16 protein-coding genes are annotated in these 22,510 nt (G+C 29.7%); all 16 read right to left on the bottom strand.

The window, feature by feature from the left end:
* Positions 1-47: 47 nt before the first annotated feature.
* The gene (gene rlmD / locus BUB83_RS07900) at positions 48-1,433 is read right to left on the bottom strand and encodes a 23S rRNA (uracil(1939)-C(5))-methyltransferase RlmD (RefSeq protein ID WP_073337915.1); all 1,386 of its coding nucleotides are present in this window, start codon (positions 1,431-1,433) and stop codon (positions 48-50) included.
* A gap of 161 nt (positions 1,434-1,594) precedes the next feature.
* A complete protein-coding gene (locus BUB83_RS07895) occupies positions 1,595-1,954 on the bottom strand; it encodes a DUF1540 domain-containing protein (protein WP_073337914.1) in 360 nt (119 codons plus the stop codon).
* A 222-nt stretch (positions 1,955-2,176) separates the two neighbouring features.
* Positions 2,177-3,934: a pyruvate kinase gene (gene pyk / locus BUB83_RS07890; RefSeq protein ID WP_073337913.1), complete on the bottom strand. Its 1,758-nt coding sequence runs from the start codon at positions 3,932-3,934 to the stop codon at positions 2,177-2,179.
* 53 nt (positions 3,935-3,987) lie between these two features.
* The gene (pfkA, locus tag BUB83_RS07885; RefSeq protein WP_073337912.1) at positions 3,988-4,947 is read right to left on the bottom strand and encodes a 6-phosphofructokinase; all 960 of its coding nucleotides are present in this window, start codon (positions 4,945-4,947) and stop codon (positions 3,988-3,990) included.
* Positions 4,948-5,267: 320 nt separating this feature from the next.
* Entirely contained in the window at positions 5,268-8,765 is a 3,498-nt protein-coding gene (locus BUB83_RS07880) for a DNA polymerase III subunit alpha (RefSeq protein ID WP_073337911.1), read from the bottom strand.
* Between the two features lie 46 nt (positions 8,766-8,811).
* The gene (gene whiA, locus BUB83_RS07875) at positions 8,812-9,759 is read right to left on the bottom strand and encodes a DNA-binding protein WhiA (RefSeq protein WP_073337910.1); all 948 of its coding nucleotides are present in this window, start codon (positions 9,757-9,759) and stop codon (positions 8,812-8,814) included.
* Between the two features lie 30 nt (positions 9,760-9,789).
* Entirely contained in the window at positions 9,790-11,058 is a 1,269-nt protein-coding gene (locus BUB83_RS07870) for a gluconeogenesis factor YvcK family protein (RefSeq protein ID WP_073337909.1), read from the bottom strand.
* A complete protein-coding gene (gene rapZ / locus BUB83_RS07865; RefSeq protein WP_073337908.1) occupies positions 11,055-11,939 on the bottom strand; it encodes an RNase adapter RapZ in 885 nt (294 codons plus the stop codon). Before rapZ ends, BUB83_RS07870 begins: the two co-directional genes overlap by 4 nt.
* A gap of 147 nt (positions 11,940-12,086) precedes the next feature.
* Positions 12,087-13,001, bottom strand: coding sequence for a UDP-N-acetylmuramate dehydrogenase (gene murB / locus BUB83_RS07860; RefSeq protein WP_073337907.1), 915 nt, complete (start codon positions 12,999-13,001; stop codon positions 12,087-12,089).
* 18 nt (positions 13,002-13,019) lie between these two features.
* Positions 13,020-13,751, bottom strand: a complete 732-nt coding sequence (locus BUB83_RS07855) for a phosphatase (RefSeq protein WP_073337906.1) — start codon at positions 13,749-13,751, stop codon at positions 13,020-13,022.
* A 13-nt stretch (positions 13,752-13,764) separates the two neighbouring features.
* Positions 13,765-15,630: an excinuclease ABC subunit UvrC gene (gene uvrC / locus BUB83_RS07850; RefSeq protein ID WP_073337905.1), complete on the bottom strand. Its 1,866-nt coding sequence runs from the start codon at positions 15,628-15,630 to the stop codon at positions 13,765-13,767.
* A 20-nt stretch (positions 15,631-15,650) separates the two neighbouring features.
* The gene (locus BUB83_RS07845; protein ID WP_073337904.1) at positions 15,651-16,250 is read right to left on the bottom strand and encodes a metal-dependent hydrolase; all 600 of its coding nucleotides are present in this window, start codon (positions 16,248-16,250) and stop codon (positions 15,651-15,653) included.
* 172 nt (positions 16,251-16,422) lie between these two features.
* Positions 16,423-17,832, bottom strand: coding sequence for a peptidoglycan D,D-transpeptidase FtsI family protein (locus BUB83_RS07840; RefSeq protein ID WP_073337903.1), 1,410 nt, complete (start codon positions 17,830-17,832; stop codon positions 16,423-16,425).
* A gap of 30 nt (positions 17,833-17,862) precedes the next feature.
* The gene (locus tag BUB83_RS07835) at positions 17,863-19,143 is read right to left on the bottom strand and encodes an FtsW/RodA/SpoVE family cell cycle protein (RefSeq protein WP_073337902.1); all 1,281 of its coding nucleotides are present in this window, start codon (positions 19,141-19,143) and stop codon (positions 17,863-17,865) included.
* A 45-nt stretch (positions 19,144-19,188) separates the two neighbouring features.
* A complete protein-coding gene (locus BUB83_RS07830; RefSeq protein ID WP_073337901.1) occupies positions 19,189-19,635 on the bottom strand; it encodes an FHA domain-containing protein in 447 nt (148 codons plus the stop codon).
* 42 nt (positions 19,636-19,677) lie between these two features.
* Entirely contained in the window at positions 19,678-22,500 is a 2,823-nt protein-coding gene (gene uvrA / locus BUB83_RS07825; protein ID WP_073337900.1) for an excinuclease ABC subunit UvrA, read from the bottom strand.
* Positions 22,501-22,510: the final 10 nt, after the last annotated feature.

Below are 22,510 nucleotides of genomic sequence, written 5' to 3'. Positions count from 1 at the left end.
TACACTCTAACTCTCGGAAACCCCTTATTTCAAGGCTTTTATACACTTTACTTATCATTTCTTGTTATCAATACAACACACTCCACATGGCTTGTCTGCGGAAACATATCCACAGGTTGTACCTCTAATATCTCATAGCCAAACCCCATCAATATTTTCAAATCTCTAGCTAGTGTAGCTGGGTCGCAAGAAACATAAACTATTTTCTCTGGTTTCATATGTCCTATTGCTTCTAAAAGTTTAAATTCACAACCTTTTCTCGGCGGATCTACTACCACAACTTCTGCAAAATTGCCTTCTTCTATCATTTGTGGTATCACTTCTTCTGATTTACCCACAATAAATTCTGCATTGTGTATTTTATTTCTATCTGCATTTACTTTTGCATTTTCTATAGCTTGAGGTATAATTTCTACCCCATATACTTTTTTAGCTTTCTCAGATAAGAATAATGAAATAGTACCTGTTCCACAATAAGCATCAAATACAACTTCATCACCTTGTAAATCTGCATACTCTAAAGCTTTACTATATAATTTTTCTGTTTGTATAGGATTGATTTGAAAGAATGATAATGGAGATATAATAAATTTGTATTCACCTATGTAATCACTTATATGAGATTCTCCCCATAAAGTAACACACTCAGTTCCCAATATTACATTAGTATTTCTTGTATTAATGTTTTGAACTATACTAACAACGCCTTTTATATTATTTATAATCTCTTCAATTAATTCATTAATATAAGGAACTTTATTTTTGTTTGTTACTATAACTACCATCTGTTCTTCAGTTTTAAACCCACTTCTCAACATAATATGTCTTATAATTCCACTATGAGTTTCTTCATTATAAGCCGATATATTATATCTCTTCATCCATTGTTTTACTAGTTTCATTAATGTATCAGCTATTTCACTTTGAATATAGCAAGTATTCATATCTACTATATTATGGCTTCTATTAGCATAAAAACCTATATTTATTTCCCCATTTTTCCCTTCACCTACAGGAAGTTGAACTTTATTTCTATATCTATAAGGATTTTCCATGCCTATAGTGTCATGAACTATTATATTATCCATAGGTATTTTCCCTAATCTTGAAAGACAATCTATTATTCTATCTTTTTTTAGTTTTAATTGAGCTTCATAGGATAAATGTTGAATATTACATCCTCCACATTGATCATAAATATTACAAATTGGAGTCACTCTATCTTCACTGCTTTTAATAATTTCTACTATTTTCCCATAAGCCATATTTTTCTTAACCTTAACGCAAAGTACTTTCACTTCTTCACCTTTTATAGCTCTATTTATAAAAATAGGAAAACCATCTATCTTTCCTATACCTTCTCCATCTGACCCATAGGACACAATAGTCACTATATATTCTTTATTTTTTTCAACTGGTATATTTTTTTTCATCAACTTTCTCCCATCATTATAAATACTTTACATATGGCAAAGAATTCTTATATATTTGTTAAATCAGTTTCTATTTATTATAACAAAAACAATTCACAATTCATAATAAAATTTTAATTTTATCTTGAATTGTGAATTATTCATTTAAGCTCTTTTATTTTCTAATTCATTCTAAAAGCAGAACAATTTGTTGCTTCACTACTGTCTGCTCCTAATCCTTCTATTCTTACATCTGATGCTGAACAAATTCTTTTTTCATTAAATACACATTTTTCTGCGCTACATCCTATACCTGGGCTCATTTTTATATCTTCTTTTGTGAATAACTGTTTGAATTCACCTGTTAAGTTCATGTTTCCTAAACTATTAAATGCATTTTTTACCCCTTTTGGTGAAAAAGTATCGCACTGAGTACCTTCAGAGCTTTCTGTAGCTATTCCACCTACATGTATACTTCTTGCTGTACATAATTCTCTTGAGTTATGTACACAATCAGTGGCTCCACAAGTTAATTTTATCATAAAAATACGCCTCCCTTTTTTAATATTTTTCCTTTTAAAAGCAGTTTTTATGCAAAAAAAAGACCCCAAAATGGGGTAAAGGTATAGAAAAAGTTGCCATATGTTCTTTTTAATTATACCTTATTATAAAAAAAATATACAAGTTTTTCAAATTTATAATAAAAATTTAACAATTATATAAAAAAACACCCTTAAAAAGGATGTTTTTTATATAATTCAATTTTATTTAACACTAGCTCTTCCGCTATAAACAACACTTCTGTCTGGGTCAAGAGTAATATATGTTCCTGATTTAATAATATGAGTTGCATCTGTTGCTCCACATATTATTGGAATATCTCTTGATAAACACTCAATAGCAACGTGTGAAGTTAATCCACCAGTTTCAGATACTATACCTGTAACTCTATCCATTACATTTAATATTTCTTTATCAAGGGTTTTAACTATTAATATATCATTATCTTCTACTAAATCTTCTACTTCTTTTAAATTAGTAACTATTTTAGCTGTTCCGTATCCAGCTGAATGACCTGCGCCTTTTCCTTTTACTAATACATCTCCAACTATATGAACTTTTAACATATTAGTTGTTCCTGAATAGTGTACAGGGATACCAGCTGCAACTACTACTAAGTCACCATTTTTAACGATTCCTGCTTCAACTGCTTTATCAACAGATTCGCTAATTAATGAGTCAGTTGAGTAAACCATTTTAGCTAATAAAGGATATACTCCCCAATTTAATGCTAATCCTCTAGCTACTCTTTCACTTGGTGTTACTGCAATAACTGGAGCTTGTGGTCTATATTTTGATACCATTCTTGCTGTGTTACCAGTTTGAGTTGCTGTAACTAAAGCAGCAGCATTTAACTCTTGAGCAGTTGTGCAAGCTGCATAACTAATAGCACTAGATACGTTTGATTGTGCTTCTATAACTTTTCTTTTTAATGTATTTTTTTGATCCATTCTTTTTTCTGCTTCTATAGCTATTTTTGACATTGTTGAAGCAGCTTCAAGTGGGTATTTACCATTTGCAGTTTCTCCACTAAGCATGATTGCATCAGTACCATCAAATATTGCATTAGCTACATCTGATGCTTCTGCTCTTGTAGGTCTTGGATTTCTCATCATAGAATCTAACATTTGTGTTGCTGTTATAACGAATTTTCCAGCTTCTTTAGATTTTCTGATTATTTCTTTTTGTACTAATGGAACTTGCTCTAAAGGAATTTCAACACCCATGTCTCCTCTAGCTACCATTATACCATCAGAATATTTAATGATTTTATCTATATTGTCAACACCTTCTTGGTTTTCAATCTTAGAAATAACTTTGATATCAGGTGCTCCATTTTGCTCTAATATTTTTTTGATAGCAATAACGTCTGAAGCTTTTCTAATAAATGATGCAGCAATCATATCGAATCCATTTTCGCATGCGAAAACTAAATCACCTTTATCTTTTTCAGTTAATGCCGGTAAGTTAGTAGATATTCCTGGAAGATTAACTCCTTTTCTACTTCCAACTACACCAGTATTAGCTACTTTACAAATAACATTAGTTCCTTCAATTCTATCTACAGTTAATCCTACTAAACCATCATCAATTAAGATTGTGCTTCCCACTTTAACATCATTGCATAAATCTTTATAAGAAACGCTACATCTAGTAACATCTCCTTCAATTTCTTCACCACAAACAACTGTAAATTCTTTTCCTTCTTCTAAAGTAACCTTTCCTTCTTTGAACACCCCTGTTCTGATTTCTGGTCCTTTAGTATCTAATACAATAGCAATTTGTTTATTGAGTTTTTTTCTTAATTTTTTAATTTTCTCAACTCTACCTAAATGTTCAGCATGGTCTCCGTGAGAAAAGTTTAATCTTGCAGCATTCATACCAATGTCTATTAATTGAGATAATACTTCCTCTGATTCAGATGTAGGTCCAATTGTAAAAATCATTTTAGTTTTTTGCATAGTCTCTCTCCTTAAACTAATTTTTATTTGTTTTGAGGCTTACTCACTTTATATTATTTGTTAATAATATTAGCTAATTCATATAATTCTTCATCAAATGTTTGCTCTATTGTCAATGCTTCTTCAATGTCTAAATCAACAATTTTACCCTTACTTATACCAACAACTCTTGATGATTTACCGTCTAATAGTAATTCTACAGCTCTTCCACCAAGTCTAGAAGCTAATATTGTGTCATAAGCAGTTGGGCTTCCACCTCTTTGAATATGTCCAAGAACTGTTGCTCTTGTATCAATACCAGTTATTTCTTGAACAGTTTTTGATAACTCTTGAGCACCGCCAACACCTTCTGCCAAGATGATTAAGTTATGCTTTTTACCTTGAAGTTTACCTTGTAAAATTGTTCTACAAAGTTCATCCACGTTAAAACCTTTTTCAGGTACAATTACGCTTTCAGCACCACCAGCAATACCCGCATGTAGAGCTAAATCACCACAATTTCTTCCCATAACTTCAATAATACTAACTCTTTCATGAGAAGATGATGTATCTCTTAATTTTTTAATGGCATCTAAGATAGTGTTTAAAGCAGTATCAAATCCTATTGTGAAATCTGTATATGCTAAATCATTATCTATAGTGCCTGGTATCCCAACAGTTTTTATTCCTAATTGAGATAGCAGTCTTGCTCCTTGAAAAGATCCATCTCCACCTATTACAACTAATCCATCAACACCAAAAGCTTTTAAAATATTAGCAGCTTTTTTTCTACCTTCTTCTGTTCTAAACTCTTGACATCTTGCAGTTCTTAAAATTGTTCCCCCTCTTTGAATTATGTCGGAAACGCCATGTCTCCCTAAATCAAAGATTTCACCATTAATTAACCCACTATACCCTCTTTGCACACCCATAACCTTTATACCTTTTTCTAAACCATACCTAACAACCGCTCTAATAGCAGCATTCATGCCTGGCGCATCTCCACCAGAAGTTAAAACAGCAATTGATCTCATTATAGTTCCTCCTATGACCACCGGGTCTAAATTTGTCCCGTTATTATCATAATATGCTAACCTTATAATTGGTTAACTTAATCGGAAAATGTAAACCATCTTTTTAATAGATTATTTGCATCTTTACTCCTATAGTAATTTTATAAGAAAAGCCATAAATATTCAACATAAAACGGTAAAATTTAATGAAATAATTCTTGTGTATACCTATACATTATTTATTTTGTGAATTTAAACAAATTTAATACTTCTATTTTAACTTTAAAAAACTAAAAACGACTACTCTATTAGAAACAAATGGTAAAGTAGTCATTTTTATCTTATACTATTTTTACATTCTTTTCCCCGAACCTAGCAAAAAGGTAATTTAAAAGTTTTTCATTTTCATTTACCCACAATTCTTCTGCTAACATAAATTTTCCTTTTTCCTTGGTACAAATAACAATAGGAATATTACCTTTATTTTGTTTTAAAATATTACTGATTTCATTTTTAACTGTTTTAACTTCTTTGTTTTTATCTATAAGAATGTAGACACTTTTTTTAGATACTTTTTGAAGACTTTCTAATGTATCACAGATAACTTTAGGTTGTTCCTCTTCCCTAATACTTATTCTACCCTTCACTAAAACAATATTATCTTCTTCTACTAATTTTGTGAATCTTTCTAAAATTTTAGGGAAAATAATAACTTCCACCGTTCCAAATAAATCCTCAACTTTTATAAATGCCATCTTATTATTATTTTTAGTTATTTTTTTTGTAACTTCACTTATTATACCGCCGATAATGACTCTATCTCCGTCTGATACACCTTTTGTATTTGTGTCTGTAATTGATTCCTCAATGCTATCATCTTCTAAGGAAGCTTCATCGACTAAATCACTGAGTTTAATTGATGTAGCTTTTCTTAACGTTTCTTCATATTCCTCTAAGGGATGCCCTGATAAATAAAGACCTGTAATTTCTTTTTCCATAGATAATATATTTTTTCTGTCAAATTCTTTTAAATCAGGATATTTAATTTGAATTTCTTCAAATTCTTCGTTATGAATTCCAAATAAAGTCATTTGTCCTTTAATATTTTTCTTTTTTTGATTAGACATTGAATCTAAAATTAATTCGAATACAGCTAAAAGTTTTGATCTATATACATTCATCGTGTCAAAGGCACCTGCTCTGATTAAACTTTCTATAACTCTTTTATTGATACAATTAGTATCAATCTTACTACAGAAGTCCTCGAAACTGGTGAATTTACCCTTTTCTTCTCTTATAGCACAAATATTATCAATTATATTTTCTCCCACATTTTTGATAGCCGTTAATCCAAATCTTATTTTATCTTCTTTTACTGTAAATTTTGCAAAACTTTCATTTATGTCTGGAGGTAAAATTTCTATGTTCATATCTCTAGCTGCTCTTGCATAAACTGGCACTTTTTCACCATTACCTTTTACACTATTAAGCATAGCCGCCATAAATTCATGTGGAAAATAACATACACAATATGCGGTATAGTAAGCCACTACAGCATAAGCAGCCGCATGAGATTTATTAAAAGCATAGGATGCAAAATCCATCATAGAATCATAAATTTTATTAGCTGCCTCAGGAGTTATTCCCTTTCTTACACAACCTTCTACAATTATCTCTCCACTTGCTTCTTCTATTCCATAAATAAAGTTCTTTCTTTCCTCTTCCATAACTTTATGTTTCTTTTTTGACATAGCACGCCTAACCAAGTCACTTCTACCCATGGAATAACCTGCTAAGTCTCTAACTATTTGCATAACCTGTTCCTGATATACCATACACCCATAGGTAACATCTAAAATACTTTTTAATTCTGGTGTAGCATACTCTATTGCATCTGGATTATGTTTATTTCGTATATATCTTGGAATCTCAGCCATAGGACCCGGTCTATACAAACTTATTCCTGCTATGATATCCTCAAGATTTTCTGGCTTTAGTTCTTTCATAAAGCTGGTCATTCCTGCAGATTCAAGCTGAAATACTCCTACTGTTTTCCCTTTTCCTATCATTTCATAAACTTTTTTATCATTAAAATCAATTTTATCTAAGTCTATTTCTATTCCTTTGTCTTTTTTTACAAGGCTTATAGTATCTCTTAAAACAGTTAATGTTCTAAGTCCTAAAAAATCCATTTTTAAAAGTCCTAGTTCTTCTAATTCCGTCATTGTAAACTGAGTTACTATGGCTTCATCATTTTTAAGTAAAGGAACAAAATTAACAAGAGGTTTTGAGGCTATAACTACCCCCGCTGCATGAGTTGATGTATGCCTTGGTAATCCTTCTAAAGTTCTTGAAATATCTATTAATCTAGTTACCCTATCATCGTCATCATAAAGATTTTTTAACTCTTGATTAATTTCTAATGCTTTATCTATGGTTATTCCTAAAACCATAGGCATCATTTTAGCTATTCTATCCACTTCTACATAGGAATAGTTCATGGCTCTTCCTACATCCCTTATACAGGCTCTAGCTGCCATTGTTCCAAAAGTAACTATTTGCGCTACATTTCGTTCTCCGTACTTTTTTACCACATAATCAATTACATCTCCACGTCTTTCATAGCAAAAATCACTATCTATATCAGGCATGGATATACGTTCTGGATTAAGAAATCTTTCAAAAATTAGATTGTACTTTATAGGGTCTATTTTTGTTATTCCCAATGTATATGCAACTAAAGAACCTGCAGCACTTCCTCTTCCTGGTCCTGTCATAATATTGCTTTTAACACAATAGTCCATAAAATCCCACACGATTAAAAAATAGTCTATATAATCCATTTCGTTTATAATGTTTAACTCAAATTCCAATCTATCTTTAAGTTCATCATTTATATCTTCATATCTTTCATTTAAACCTTTGTAGCATAAATCTTTTAAATATTTAAAATGATCCTGTCCTTTTTCAAGAGGATATTCTGGTAATTTACTTACATGAAATTCGTAATCAAAATTACACTCTTCCGCTATTTTAACAGTATTTTCAATAGCTTCTGGAACATATGAGAATAACTTCTTCATCTCCTCTTCTGATTTCAAATAAAATTCATCAGTTTCAAAAGACATTCTATTATCATCATCTAAAGTTTTTCCTGTTTGAATACATAACAAAACTTCATGTGCTTTGGCATCTTCTTTATTAATATAATGGACATCATTAGTTGCCACCATAGGTATATCAAATTCCTTTGATAGTTTTACCAATCTTTCATTTACTTTTAATTGTTCTGGTATATTATGGTATTGAAGTTCTAAGTAAAAACCTTCCTTGAAAGTTTCTTTGTATTCTAAAGCAATATCCTTAGCTTTTTCCAATTGATCATTATTCAAAAGCCAATTCACATGACCGCCAAGACAAGCACTTAAAGCAATAAGACCTTCACTATGTTCTTTTAAATAATCAAGGTCCACTCTTGGTTTATAATAAAATCCATCTACAGAAGCTTTTGTAACAATTTTCATTAGATTCTCATAACCTTTTTCATTTTTAACTAAAAGCACTAAATGATGAATTTTATTATCTTTATCATTTTGCTTTATATACATAGACTTAGCTGCCACATAAATCTCGCATCCAATTAAAGGTTTTATACCATTTTCTTTTGCTCTTTTATAAAATTCTACACACCCATACATAGCTCCATGATCAGTTATAGCAAGACTTTTCATTCCTAAATCCTTAGCTTTTTTAATTATTTTACTTATTTTTCCTGAACCATCAAGTAAACTAAATTCTGTATGAAGATGTAGATGAACAAATTCACTATCTATATTCATTTTATCACCTTTTCTAGTTTGTACTCTATTTGCTTACAAAAGTTTTTTAATGGTGCTTAAGTTCTTCTGCAATTTTTTCTATTCTTCTTAACCTATGATTTATACCAGATTTACCTACTTCTGGTACAAGCATTTCTCCTAGTTCTTTTAAAGATTCATTAGGAAATTTAATTCTAAGCTCTGCTACTTCTCTTAAATTCTTAGGCAATCTCTCAAGTCCTATTTCTTTTTTAATTAATTCTATACTTTCTATTTGTCTAACAGCTGCATTAACAGTTTTACTTAAATTTGCCGTTTCACAATTAACTAATCTATTTCCATTGTTTCTCATTTCTTTCATTATTCTTACATTTTCTAGTTGTAATAAGGAATTATGAGCTCCTATAATATTAAGAATATCTACTATTTGCTCACCTTCTTTAATATAAATAACGAAACTACTTTTTCTTTTTATCACCTTTGAATTTAATCCATAGGTATTGATAAGATTTTTTAAATCCTCAGCGTATTCTTCATTATGAGTAACAAATTCTAAATGATAAGTTTTTTCAGGATTACTAATACTTCCTCCCCCTAAAAATACCCCTCTAATATAGCTTCTTTTCCATGTTTCTTCATGAATTAATCTATCAGGAATAGTATAATCTAGCATAAAAAAACCTCCAGAGCTATCTGCTACTCCAACTTTTTCCAGAAGATCTCTTACACCCATTTCTTCTGTAATCATTACAAGATATATATTATTCTTTTTAAGTGAATTACTTTTTTTAACCATCAATTTTGAATGTATATCAAAATGCTCTTTTAGCATTTTAAAAGCTAATCTAGCTATTGCTGGGTTTTCCGTAGAAATTCTAAAATTTATTTTCCTTTCTCCTGTTAATGCTAATGTTCCACTAACTTTCATTAATCCAGCTAATAAGGCTCTTGCTTCCTCTTTATTCAAATCCCCATATCTACAAATTTCATTTTTTACCGTTGATGAAAATGACATTATTAAATTCTCCTTATAATACCTTTAAATTCACTTAGATTTTTTGTTTTTACTAATTAATTTGAAAATTATCCCTGCTAACTTATCAGAATTATGTCTTATATAATCGTTTTTTATAGAAACTATATCATCATAAATAATTTTCACTTTATACTTTTCTTCTGTATTATCACGATGATAAACTGGGATAGATTTTTTATCTAAATACTTTTCTTTTAACTGTTTACTAATGTATGAATCATTTGCTATAACATAATCTACTAATTTATTTGAGCTATGCTTAAATAATGCATCCAAATGATGTTCAAGCAAATATCCATCTGTTTCACCTGGCTGTGTCATAACATTGCAAACATAAATTTTTATAGCTTTAGATTTAATAATCTCTTCTGTAATACCTTGTACTAATAAATTAGGAATTATACTTGTATATAAACTTCCTGGACCAATCACAATAGCATCCGCTTCTTTTAAAGCTATAATTGCCTCATTTAAAGCTTTTGAATGAGAAGGAATTATCTCAATAGTATCTATTGAGCTTTCTTCTTTTAAGCATTGTTCCGGAATTATGGACTCGCCTTCTATAATTCTACCATTTTTAAGTGTAGCTTTCAAAACCATATTATCTAAAGTTACTGGTAATACTTTCCCTTTAACTGCCAGTACATCACTCATTTTTTGAACTGCTTCTTCAAAACCTCCTGATATACCATCCATAGCGGCCAAAAAAAGGTTGCCAAAATTCTGATTTTTGAGTCTACCTTCTTTAAATCTATACTGAAGTAAATCCTGCATTATTGGCTCAGTTTCAGCTAAAGCAAGAATACAATTCCTAATATCTCCAGGAGGTAACATCCCTAAGTCTTCTCTTAAAGTTCCTGAACCTCCACCATCATCTCCTACAGTAACTATAGCTGTAATATTTGATGTATAGGCTTTTAATCCCCTTAACATAGTAGATAATCCTGTACCTCCACCGATTGCCACAATTTTAGGACCTTTCATTAAATTTTTTCTTTCATGCTTAATATTATAGTGAGATTTTGGATTTACCGATAATTTACAACTTCCCTTGGTAAGAATATCCAAGTTTCTTCTAATTATCTTATATATAGAATAATAGATAATAATTAAACCACCTATTGCAAGTAAAATATTTATATATATTTCTTTTAAAGATAAAAATTCTTTATATACCAATGTTCCACAAGACATTATAGTAAAAATTAGCCCAATAATACAAGTTAGAATCCATCGTTTTATTTTATAATCACCTTTTACTTTTTTATAAAAGATCATAATTTATTTCCGCTTTTATAAACATCCTCATTAATATCCCTATGTTCAATATTAACTTTGACTCCGATATTTTCTAAAATCTTGTGCATTTCATTGGCTATAGTTACAGATCTATGCCTTCCACCAGTACAACCGATAGATACAATTAATTGCCTCTTGCCTTCTTTAAGATAGTTAGGCATTAAAAATACTAGCATATCTGTTAATTTATCTATAAAAACTTGTGTTTCTTTAAAACTCAAAACATAATCCTTTACTTCCTGGTCATTTCCTGAAAAAGGTTTTAATTCTGGTATATAGAATGGATTAGGCAAAAATCTAACATCAAACAATAAGTCAGAATCCACTGGTAGCCCATATTTAAATCCAAATGACAATACTGTAACCATTAATTTATTTTCTAATTGCGCTTCATCCCCAAATATTCTATCCACTTTTTCTTTTAATTCTCTAACAGTTAATGCTGATGTATCTATAACATGTGTAGCCTTATACTTAACTTCATTTAATTTTCTTCTCTCTAATTCAATGCCCTTTAAAATTCTACCATCAGGTGCTAGTGGATGCTTTCTTCTTGATTCTTTGTATCTTTTTACTAAAACTTCATCTTTGGCTTCTAAAAATATTATTTCATATGAATATTCTTTTTCTTCCAAGTGTTTAAGACTTTCAAAAAGTGCGTCAAAAAACTCTCTCCCTCTAATATCTATTACTAAAGCAATTTTGCTTATTTTTCCATCTGTTTGATAACAAACTTCTGCAAATTTTGGGATTAAAGTTGGAGGTAAATTATCTATACAAAAATATCCTAAATCCTCTAAACTTCTTATGGCACCTGTTTTTCCTGCACCTGATAATCCTGTAACTATAACAAATCTCATATAAATCCTCCTAATTACTTTTAACTACTTATGTTTATTATAAATTATATTTCAACCCAATTACAATTAAATTACAATATAAAATAAATATTTATATCACTCACAAATCATCCAACTTAAAGAAGCACCTCAACAAGGTGCTTCCCTCTATTCTTCCCCAATAATTCTTACTTCTGTCTTTAAATCTACTCCATAATTTTGTTTTACAGTATTTTGCACATGATTTATAAGATTCAAAATATCCTGTGCTTTAGCATTTCCTTTATTTATAATAAATCCCGAATGTTTCACAGATACTTGTGCATCCCCAAAGCATTTTCCTTTAAGTCCTGAATCTTCTATTAGCTTACCTGCAAAATATCCTTCTGGTCTTTTAAATGTACTTCCCGCTGAAGCAAATTCTAATGGCTGCTTTGTAACTCTTTTATTCATTAAGTCATCAATAATTTCCTTGATTTCTTTGTAATTTCCTTTTTGTAGTGAAAAAGTAGCTTGTAAAACTGTATATCCTTTTTTAAGAATAATGCTAGTTCTATAACCTAATTCTAATTGTTGTTTAGAAAGTTTTAATATATTACCTTCTTTATCTACAACTGTTGCACTTTCTATTACATTTGCAATTTCTCCATTGTAAGCTCCGGCATTCATTGCAACTGCTCCTCCTATTGTACCAGGTATCCCACATGCAAATTCAAAATCTTTTAACTCAGCATTTAAAGCTGCCATACTAACATTTGTTAATAACGCTCCACATTGAACAATTATTTTGTTATTTTCAACTTTTATTTCTTTTAATTCTGTTAATTTTACTACTACTCCTCTTATTCCACCATCTCTTACTAACAAATTAGATCCATTACCCATAATAAAACATGGTTCATTATAAGCTATGCATAATTTTATTATTTCAGCTATTTGATCATAATTTTTGGGAATTACTAAACAATCCGCCGGACCTCCTACTTTGAAGGATGTGTGCTTTTTCATAAGCTCATCAAGTTTAACATTATTTTGTGGAAATATCTTATATACTTCCTCCATAAATCTTTTATTTAAATGCATTAAATTTCTCCTTATTTATTAGTTATTCATATCTTTTAACTTACCTTTAGATTTTAAATATTCTATTATTCTATTTTCATCAATATTTATTATTTTATCATCCGGCATTTCAACTTCCTGCATTAACTCATGTACTTGCTGAAATTGACCAATATGCAAATTAAAATGTGAATCTGTATTAAGTATTACCATATTTCCATTTTCTTTACATAATTCAGCTATTTTTTTGCAGTATTGTCTACTTCCTGGTCTTGATGTAGTCATTGAACTATTATTGAATTCTATCAATATATTTTTTTCTTTAGCCTTTTGAATAATTTTTTCTTCCCATATTGGGTATGTTGGATTACCTAAATGTCCTAATATATCAATGTATGGATTCTCCATAGCATTTAATACTGCTTCAGTATTTTTATCTCTTGTATTTGGTTCAAAACATATATCATGAAGAGAAGCAATGAGAATATCCACAGTTTTTTGATATTCTAAAGGCAAATCTAATTCACCATTACTTTTAATTATATTAGCTTCACAACCATAAAGCATTGTAACACCAAATAATTCTCTTGGTAATACTCTGTAGTTTCCAAAATACCAAGGATGTGGTGAATCATACATGGTAGGTCCATGTTCAGTTGTTCCTAATACTTTAAGTCCTATTTCTGATGCTTGTTTAGCATTTTCAGTTAATGTGCTATAAGCATGCCCACTAGCTATAGTGTGAGTGTGTACATCGATTAAATATTTCATTAAACCACCTCATTTATTTATTTTTATGAAAAAAATCCAAAATACTTTTAGCTGCCACCTCATTAATAGATTCTGTAGCAATTAGCTCTTCAAATTTTGCTTTTTTTATATTATCTATACTTCCAAATTTCTTCAATAATTCTTTTCTTCTAACCGCTCCAATATTCGGTATATCTTCAAGTACAGAATGTAGTACTCTTTTATCTCTTAAACTTCTATGATATGTAATAGCAAACCTATGCACTTCATCCTGAATTCTTGTTATAAATTTATAAATTTCTTTATTAGATTTTATTTCTATTTCCCTATTATTATACACCAAAGCTTTAGTTTTGTGTTTATCATCTTTAACCATTCCACACACTGGGATGCTTATGTTAAGAGATTTTAACACTTCTAAGGCTATATTAACCTGACCCTTACCACCATCCATAAGAATCAAATCAGGGAAAACAGAGAACTTCCCATTTGTAAAATCCAATTCTTTATTTTGAATTAAATTTATCTCATCAATTCCTCTTTTGAATCTTCTGTGAAGAATTTCATACATACTTTGATAATCATCCGCACCTTTTACACTTTTAATTTTAAATCTTCTATAATCACTATTTTTAGGTTTTCCTCCCTCGAATACCACCATGGTTCCCACAGAATCAACCCCTTGAATGTTAGAAATATCATAAGCTTCTATTCTCTCAGGAAGATTTTCTAAATTAACTAATTTTGATAACTCTAGAAGAACCGACTCTCCTTGATGCTTTTCTTTAAGCAACTTCAGTTTGAAGTTATTAAAAGTATTTTTTGCATTTATCCCCACCATATTTAAAAGTTTTTTCTTATCACCCATTTGAGGAATCTTAATACCTACCTTCGCTTTTCTTTTAGCTGAAAGCCATTCTTCTAATAAGTCAGTTTCTTTTAAAAATGGTACATAAATATTTTTAGGTATAAAAGCAGTTCCACTATAAAATTCTTTTATAAAATTATCTATTATTTCTTCCTCATCTAATTCCAAAATATTCTCAATTATAAAATGCTCATTGCCAATTATTTTTCCTTCTCTCACAAAAAAGATTTGAGCACAAGTGATATTGCCTTCACTATAAATATTAATAAAGTCCTCATTATCAAAATTACTAAGAATAATCTTTTGACTTTCCCTTATTTTCTCAATAGCCGCAATTTTATCTCTAAATTCAGCTGCTTTCTCAAAGTCCAATTCTTCAGCCGCTTTATTCATATTTATTTCCAGTTCCTTTATTATATTATTATCCTTACCCGTTAGCAAATCCATAATACTTTTAATTATTTCTTTGTAATCTTCTTTAGAAATTTTCTTTGCACAAGGAGCTTTACACAAATTAATATAATAGTTTAAGCAAGGTCTTGTTTCTGGTCCATCTTCTTTTATAACTCTTCTGCATGTTCTAATAGGAAAGATTTTTTTTATAAGCTCTAAAGTTTCGTAAACAGCTCCTTGGCTTGGATATGGTCCAAAATACTTTGCTCCATCTCTAACTCTCATTCTACTTACAAAAACCCTTGGGAAATCTTCATTTATAGTTATTTTAATAAAAGGGTAATGTTTATCATCCTTTAAAAGAATATTATATCTTGGCCTATGTTTCTTTATAAGATTACATTCTAAAATCAAAGCTTCCATTTCAGAATCTGTAATTATATATTCAAATTCAGAAATATTCTTAACCATTGCCTTAACTTTTTCTGGTGAATTTTTTTGACTTCTAAAATATTGTGAAACTCTATTCTTCAATATCTTAGCTTTACCTATATAAATAATTTCACCTTTAGAATTTTTCATTATATAAACACCAGGTTTCTCTGGTAAATTTTTAATATGGTACTGAAAGTCAAACATAAAAACACCTACTCTTTAAGTCATATTTTTCTTGGTAAATAATATATTAAATAAATCAAACATAAAATCAAAATAAATTCTTCTATAAAATTTCCTATTTTAGTATTCATTTTTATAGTTAAAGGAAATTTTATTTTCTTTTTTACTAGGGGATATAAAATAGGAACCCCTTGAACTGTTAGCATATCCCCTACTAGATGCATACCATAACCTATTGAAATATACTCAACTATATAATTCCACTTAAATATAAATTCTAGATAACCTGCTAATATAATAAATACTATCATAGAAAATATGCTATGAGTAAATCCATTTCTATGACTAGAAAAAGCTATTAATATTAAAGCAATAGCCGCCACCCGAAGAACCGGCATATCTCCTTTTATTAAATCATACCATAAAATTATTATTGCAAAAGATAAATAAACTGACTTTTTTGTTTTTTTGTTTTTTATGGGAAGTATATATTTATTAAATGTACTCTTTGGGTGATCTATATCTGGAAGTAATGAAGATATTATAACTATTAAAAATCCAATATAGCTAAAGCCGCCTAATTTATCACAAAGAGAAACATATGTTATAGTACCTAATCCTATGTGTGTCTTTCCTTTCATAATTTCTCCTTAGTTTATTTTTATAGTTTAAAAATATTATTTTAACTATGCTAATATTTTATTATACCACAAAAGAACGTACGTTCACAAATATTTCAAATTTTATATCCTTTAATAATCTTCCCAAAATAAAATAACCCTATTACAATCAATAGAGTTACTTTATTTTTAATTATTTAAGTGCTTCTTTAATAACTTCTCTAGCAATTTTAGCCGATAGACTTCCACCAGTACCTCCATCTTCGACTATAACAGCAATAGCCACCTTTGGATTTTCCATAGGTGCAAAACCTACAAACCAAGCATGAGTTTTATCCTTATCTGAAGAGTATTCAGCAGTACCTGTTTTACCACAAACCTGAATATCATCAATTGCTGCATTACTACCTGTTCCATTTTCTACAACTTCTCTCATATACCCTTTTATTACACTTGCATCTTCTGCTGGTATAATTCTAGTAGAATTTTGTTGATTAAAACTCTTGATACTTGAACCATTTCCATCTAAGACTTCCGATACTAAAAATGACTCTTTCATAATTCCATCATTAGCAATTGTTGCTGCTATTAATGCCATTTGAAATGGTGTTGCTAAAACTGTTCCTTGTCCTATGGCACTTTGAGCAATTTCTCCTTTTTTAAAACTATCTAGAGAAGGAAAAGTACTTTGCCTAACAGAAACACCTTCTACTTTAATCTCATTATTAAATAAAAACTTTTCAGCAGTATCCTTTAAATTACCATTTCCCAGATCAATACCTAATCCTGCAAATACTACATTTGATGATAAAGCAAAAGCTTCGTTAAGTTTTATATTCCCATATTTTTTATTATCATAATTACTTATTTGCTCATTATCGTTAAACTTCAAAACACCTTCATCTTTAAACTCTTTAGATTGAATATCTTTTATATTACTTAAAGCCGATGCAGCCGTAATTATCTTAAATGTTGAGCCTGGGGGATACACTCCCGTAGTTGCTCTATTTATCATGGGTGCATTTTTATCATCTTTAGATATAACTTCCCAATTAGCATTTAATTCCATAGGGTCATATGACGGTTTTGACACCAAACTAATTATTTCTCCTGTTTGTGGGTTTATAACCACTACAGCTCCCTTATTATCTCCAAGCATATCATAAGCCATTTTTTGAACATTATAATCCAAAGTAGTTTTAATGTCATAACCTTTACCTAGGTTGCTATTATCCAGTAAGGTACTAACATCAAAAGGTTCTTCTCCAATAAGGTATGAATCAAAACTTTTTTCTAATCCTGTTATTCCATAATTAGGTTCAACATATCCTAAAGCGTGAACAAAAATGTCCTTATAAGGATAAATTCTTTTGCTACTTCCCTCTGAATTCACTTCAGTTTTAGCTAGAATATTATTATTTCTATCTAAAATACTTCCTCTAATCACACTCTCTCTTTTTGCCCAAAGTCTTCTATTATAGGTACTTTGCTTAATACTTGGGGATTCTACCAACTCAAAATAAAATAAATATGTTATCAAAAGTATAAAACAAATCAAGAAAAGCATGACAACCTTTTTTACATTGTTAGAAATATCCTTCATAAATTTCTCCATTCATTATTATCAATTCCATCAGTTATTTTCCTCAGATATCTTTTGCAATATACCCAAAGCAAAGAATACTGTTACCATTGAACTACCACCATAACTAACTAATGGCAATGTTATACCTGTCAAAGGAATCAATTTAGTTACCCCTCCTACAATTACTAACACTTGTGTAGCAATCATTGCACTATATCCAACAGCTAGTAAAGCAGTAAAATTGTCATCTGAACTTATTGCTACTCTAATGCATCTATAGAATAATAAAAAATAGATAATTATAATAGCTATTCCCATTAAAATACCCATTTCTTCACATATTATTGTGAATATAAAGTCTGTGGTATTTATAGGTACAAATTTAGGAAATCCCTTACCTAAACCAGCTCCAAACAAACCTCCAGATGCTATAGAAATCATAGATTGTACAATCTGATACCCCTCATCTGTGGCATACAACCAAGGGTCTTTCCATATCATTATCCTAATCCTAACATGGTAAAATAGATTATAACTAGCTATAGCTCCTATAATTGATAAAGCCCCACAAATTATAACATATTTAAATTTTGATGTGGCTATATAAAGCATAGTTAATGATATCCCAAAAAACATGAGCACAGAACCTAAATCCCTTTGAAGTACCATAAAACCCAGTGAAATCATAACTATAATAGCAGGTTCTATTAAATCCCTCCAATTTTCATAATCCTTTAAAGCTGATGCTAGATAAGCTACAAGAACTATCTTCCCAAATTCTGAGGGTTGAAAACTTATTGACAAAATCAATGATTTTTCTGATAATCCAATTTTTTTAAAAATATCAATCAAAAAAGGGATTATTCCTAAATTAATATTGTCTATGATAACCCAATTAGTAGCACCATTTTTAGTGGTACCAAAAAGAAAACTCATGGACATAAATATTATTGTTAGGATCATAAAAACATATCTCATTTTTGAATATTTTCTTACTACTGGTAGTACTACTACCGTTATTACAAATATAGTTTCTCCTAGCATAAACCAAACTAACTGTTTTATGGATGTGGAAGGACTAATTCTATAAATCATAACTATTCCTATTATAGAAAGTACTGAAGCAAAAACTAGTATATACTTATCTCCATAAGGGAAAAATTTTCTTACAATAAAGTAGGTATATGCTATTACAAAACAAATTACACCTGCCATTACAATGGCTTGATAGTCTAAGGGCCATTGCAAAAAACTTAGATTAATAAAAAACAAAATACATAATAAATATGTGCACCTTAACAATTTTCTTTCATCGATGGATTTTTTCATATAAATTCCTCAAACATCCTAAATAATAGTTAAAACCCAAATTAATCAACCTACTACTTTAAATAGATTTGCTCCAATTTGAATTTTATCGTCAACTTCTAAGTACATTTCGCTATCAATAATTTCATCGTTGATAATAACTCCGTTTGTACTATTCAAATCCTTAATTACAAAACAATCTTTATCCCAATAAATTTTAACATGCTTTTTTGACACAAAATTATCATTAAGTTGAAGTGAGTTTTTCTCATCTCTTCCAATAAAAAAATCATCTCTCAATGGGATAATTGAACCCACTTTTAAAGTAGCATTATCTTTTGAAACTTTTAATACTTCTAGTGCAAACTCATAGGATTTACTTTGTTTTTTAGAAGTACCTTTTCCCTTTTTTAAATCCTTGTACATAATTTTTAGTGAAAAGAAAATAATTAAATAAATCAAAAAAATAAATACAAATTTAAAAACTACCGTTAATCTGCTCAATAAAGGCATTCCAACACCCACTTACTTTTTATTCAATATAATTTTGTTTCATTATACCATATTTTTCAAATAAAGTCCTGTATAAGACTCATTATTTTTTGCCACTTCTTCTGGAGTTCCTGTACATACAATTGTTCCTCCTCTATGGCCTCCTTCTGGTCCCAAATCAATTATATTATCACTACATTTTATTACATCTAAATTATGTTCTATTACCATAACTGTATTTCCTGATTCAACAAGTCTTTGTAATATTAAGACAAGCCTATTTACGTCCTCCATATGAAGTCCAGTAGTTGGTTCATCCAATATATAGAAGGTTTTTCCTGTGCTTCTCTTTGATAGTTCGGTAGCTAACTTTATTCTTTGGGCTTCCCCTCCTGAAAGTTGAGTGGATGGTTGCCCTAATCTTATATATCCAAGGCCCACATCCATTAAAGTTTGAAGTTTGCTTTGTGCTCTAGGTATATTTTCAAAAAATTCAAGTGCATCTTCAATAGTCAAGTCCAATACATCGCTTATGTTTTTTCCTTTATACTTAACTTCTAAAGTTTCTCTATTATATCTTTTACCTTTGCATACTTCACAAGGTACATAAACATCGGATAAAAATTGCATCTCAATTTTTATTATACCATCTCCTGAACAAGCCTCACATCTTCCACCTTTTACATTAAAACTAAATCTGCCTGGCTTATATCCCCTCATCTTAGATTGATTTGTATTTGAAAATAATTCTCTTATTATATCAAATACGCCTGTATAAGTAGCAGGATTTGACCTTGGCGTTCTTCCTATTGGACTTTGATCAATGTTAATTATTTTATCAATATTTTCCCATCCATAAATTTCTTTATATTTTCCAGGAATATATTTAGATTTATTTATTTTCCTATTTAAAGCTTTATAAAGTATTTCATTAACAAAAGTACTTTTACCCGAACCTGAAACTCCGGTTATACAATTGAATACTCCTAGAGGTATTTCTACATCTATATTTTTCAAGTTGTTTTGTTCTGCTCCTTCTATTTTTATAAACTTCCCATTACCTTTTCTTCTTTGCTCTGGAATTTGAACTTTTCTCACTCCACTTATATATTGACCAGTAAGTGAGTCTTTATTATTCAAAATATCATTTAAATCTCCCATGGCAACTATTTCTCCACCATGTTCTCCGGCTCCTGGTCCCATATCTACGATAAAATCTGCAGCTTTAATGGTATCTTCATCATGCTCTACCACTATTAATGTATTTCCAATATCTTTTAAGTGTTTTAATGTAGAAATAAGTCTATCATTATCTCTTTGGTGCAGTCCAATACTTGGCTCATCTAATATATATAACACTCCCACCAAACTAGCCCCTATTTGAGTCGCCAGTCTAATTCTTTGAGCTTCTCCACCAGATAAAGTACCAGCCATTCTTGCTAAATCCAAATAATCCAAACCTACATTTATCAAAAATGATAATCTACTACTAATTTCTTTAACTATTTGATTAGCAATAATTGTATCTTTCTTGGATAATTTTAATTCTTCTATAAATTTCAGTTCATCTACAATAGCCTTTACAGAAAATTCATTAATATTAATCCCACCAACCGTTACTGCTAAAGCATTATCATTAAGTCTTGCCCCATTGCATTTTGGACAAGAACTGTCACTCATAAATTGTTCGATTTGTCTTTTAATATAATCTGAATTTGTTTCTAAATATCTTCTTTTCAAATTATTTATTACACCTTCATATTGATGCATATAAACACCTTGTTTATCTTCTTTTTCATAAACCACTTTGAGTTTTTCTTTTTTATATCCATATAAAATAATTTCCATAATATTTCTTGGGATATCTTGTATAGGCGTATTCAAATCAAACTTAAGTTTTTCAGAAATAGCATTTAATATAGAGTACGTCCATGAATCTTCTCTTAAAGAACCTTCTCCAAAAGATAGAATTCCTCCTTGTAAAATACTTTTACTTTTATCTGGAATAATCAAATCTTCATCTATTTCCATAAGTGAGCCAATGCCATCACACTTATCACATTTTCCATAAGGAGTATTAAAAGAAAATAATCTAGGTTCTATTTCCCCTATACTAATTCCACAATCAGCACAAGCAAAATTTTCACTAAATAAAATATCTTCTCCCTCTATAATATTAACTAGTACTAACCCTTCCGTTAATTTAAGAGCCGATTCTAATGACTCACTTAACCTACCTTCTATACCTTCTTTTACAATTAATCTATCTACCACTACTTCAATATTGTGTTTAACATTTTTATCAAGATTAATTTCATCTTCTTGAAGGTCAAATGTTTCTTTGTCTATTCTAACTCTTATAAAACCATTCTTTTTGATATTATCTAACAACTTTATGTGCTGTCCTTTTTTACCTCTAACTACAGGAGCTAAAATTTGAATCTTTGTTTTTTCTGGAAATTCTAAAATCTTATCTATCATTTGATCCACTGTTTGTTGGGAAATTTCCTTTCCACATTTTGGACAATGCGGAATACCAATTTTAGCATATAATAACCTTAAATAATCATAAATTTCTGTAACTGTTCCTACTGTGGATCTAGGGTTTCTACTGGTAGTCTTTTGATCAATAGATATAGCTGGTGATAATCCCTCAATATATTCTACGTCGGGTTTATCCATTTGTCCTAAAAATTGTCTTGCATATGCAGACAAGGACTCAACATATCTTCTTTGTCCTTCTGCATACAAGGTATCAAAAGCTAAGGATGACTTCCCTGAACCTGATAATCCAGTAAAAACTATAAATTTATCTCTTGGAAGCTCGATGTCAATATTTTTTAAATTATGAACCTTAGCTCCTTTAATTATTATTTTGTCTCTCAATGTTTTCTCC

The organism is Clostridium grantii DSM 8605 (assembly GCF_900129965.1).
GTDB lineage: Bacteria > Bacillota > Clostridia > Clostridiales > Clostridiaceae > Clostridium_AF > Clostridium_AF grantii.
This window is presented reverse-complemented; position numbering and strand designations above follow the sequence as displayed.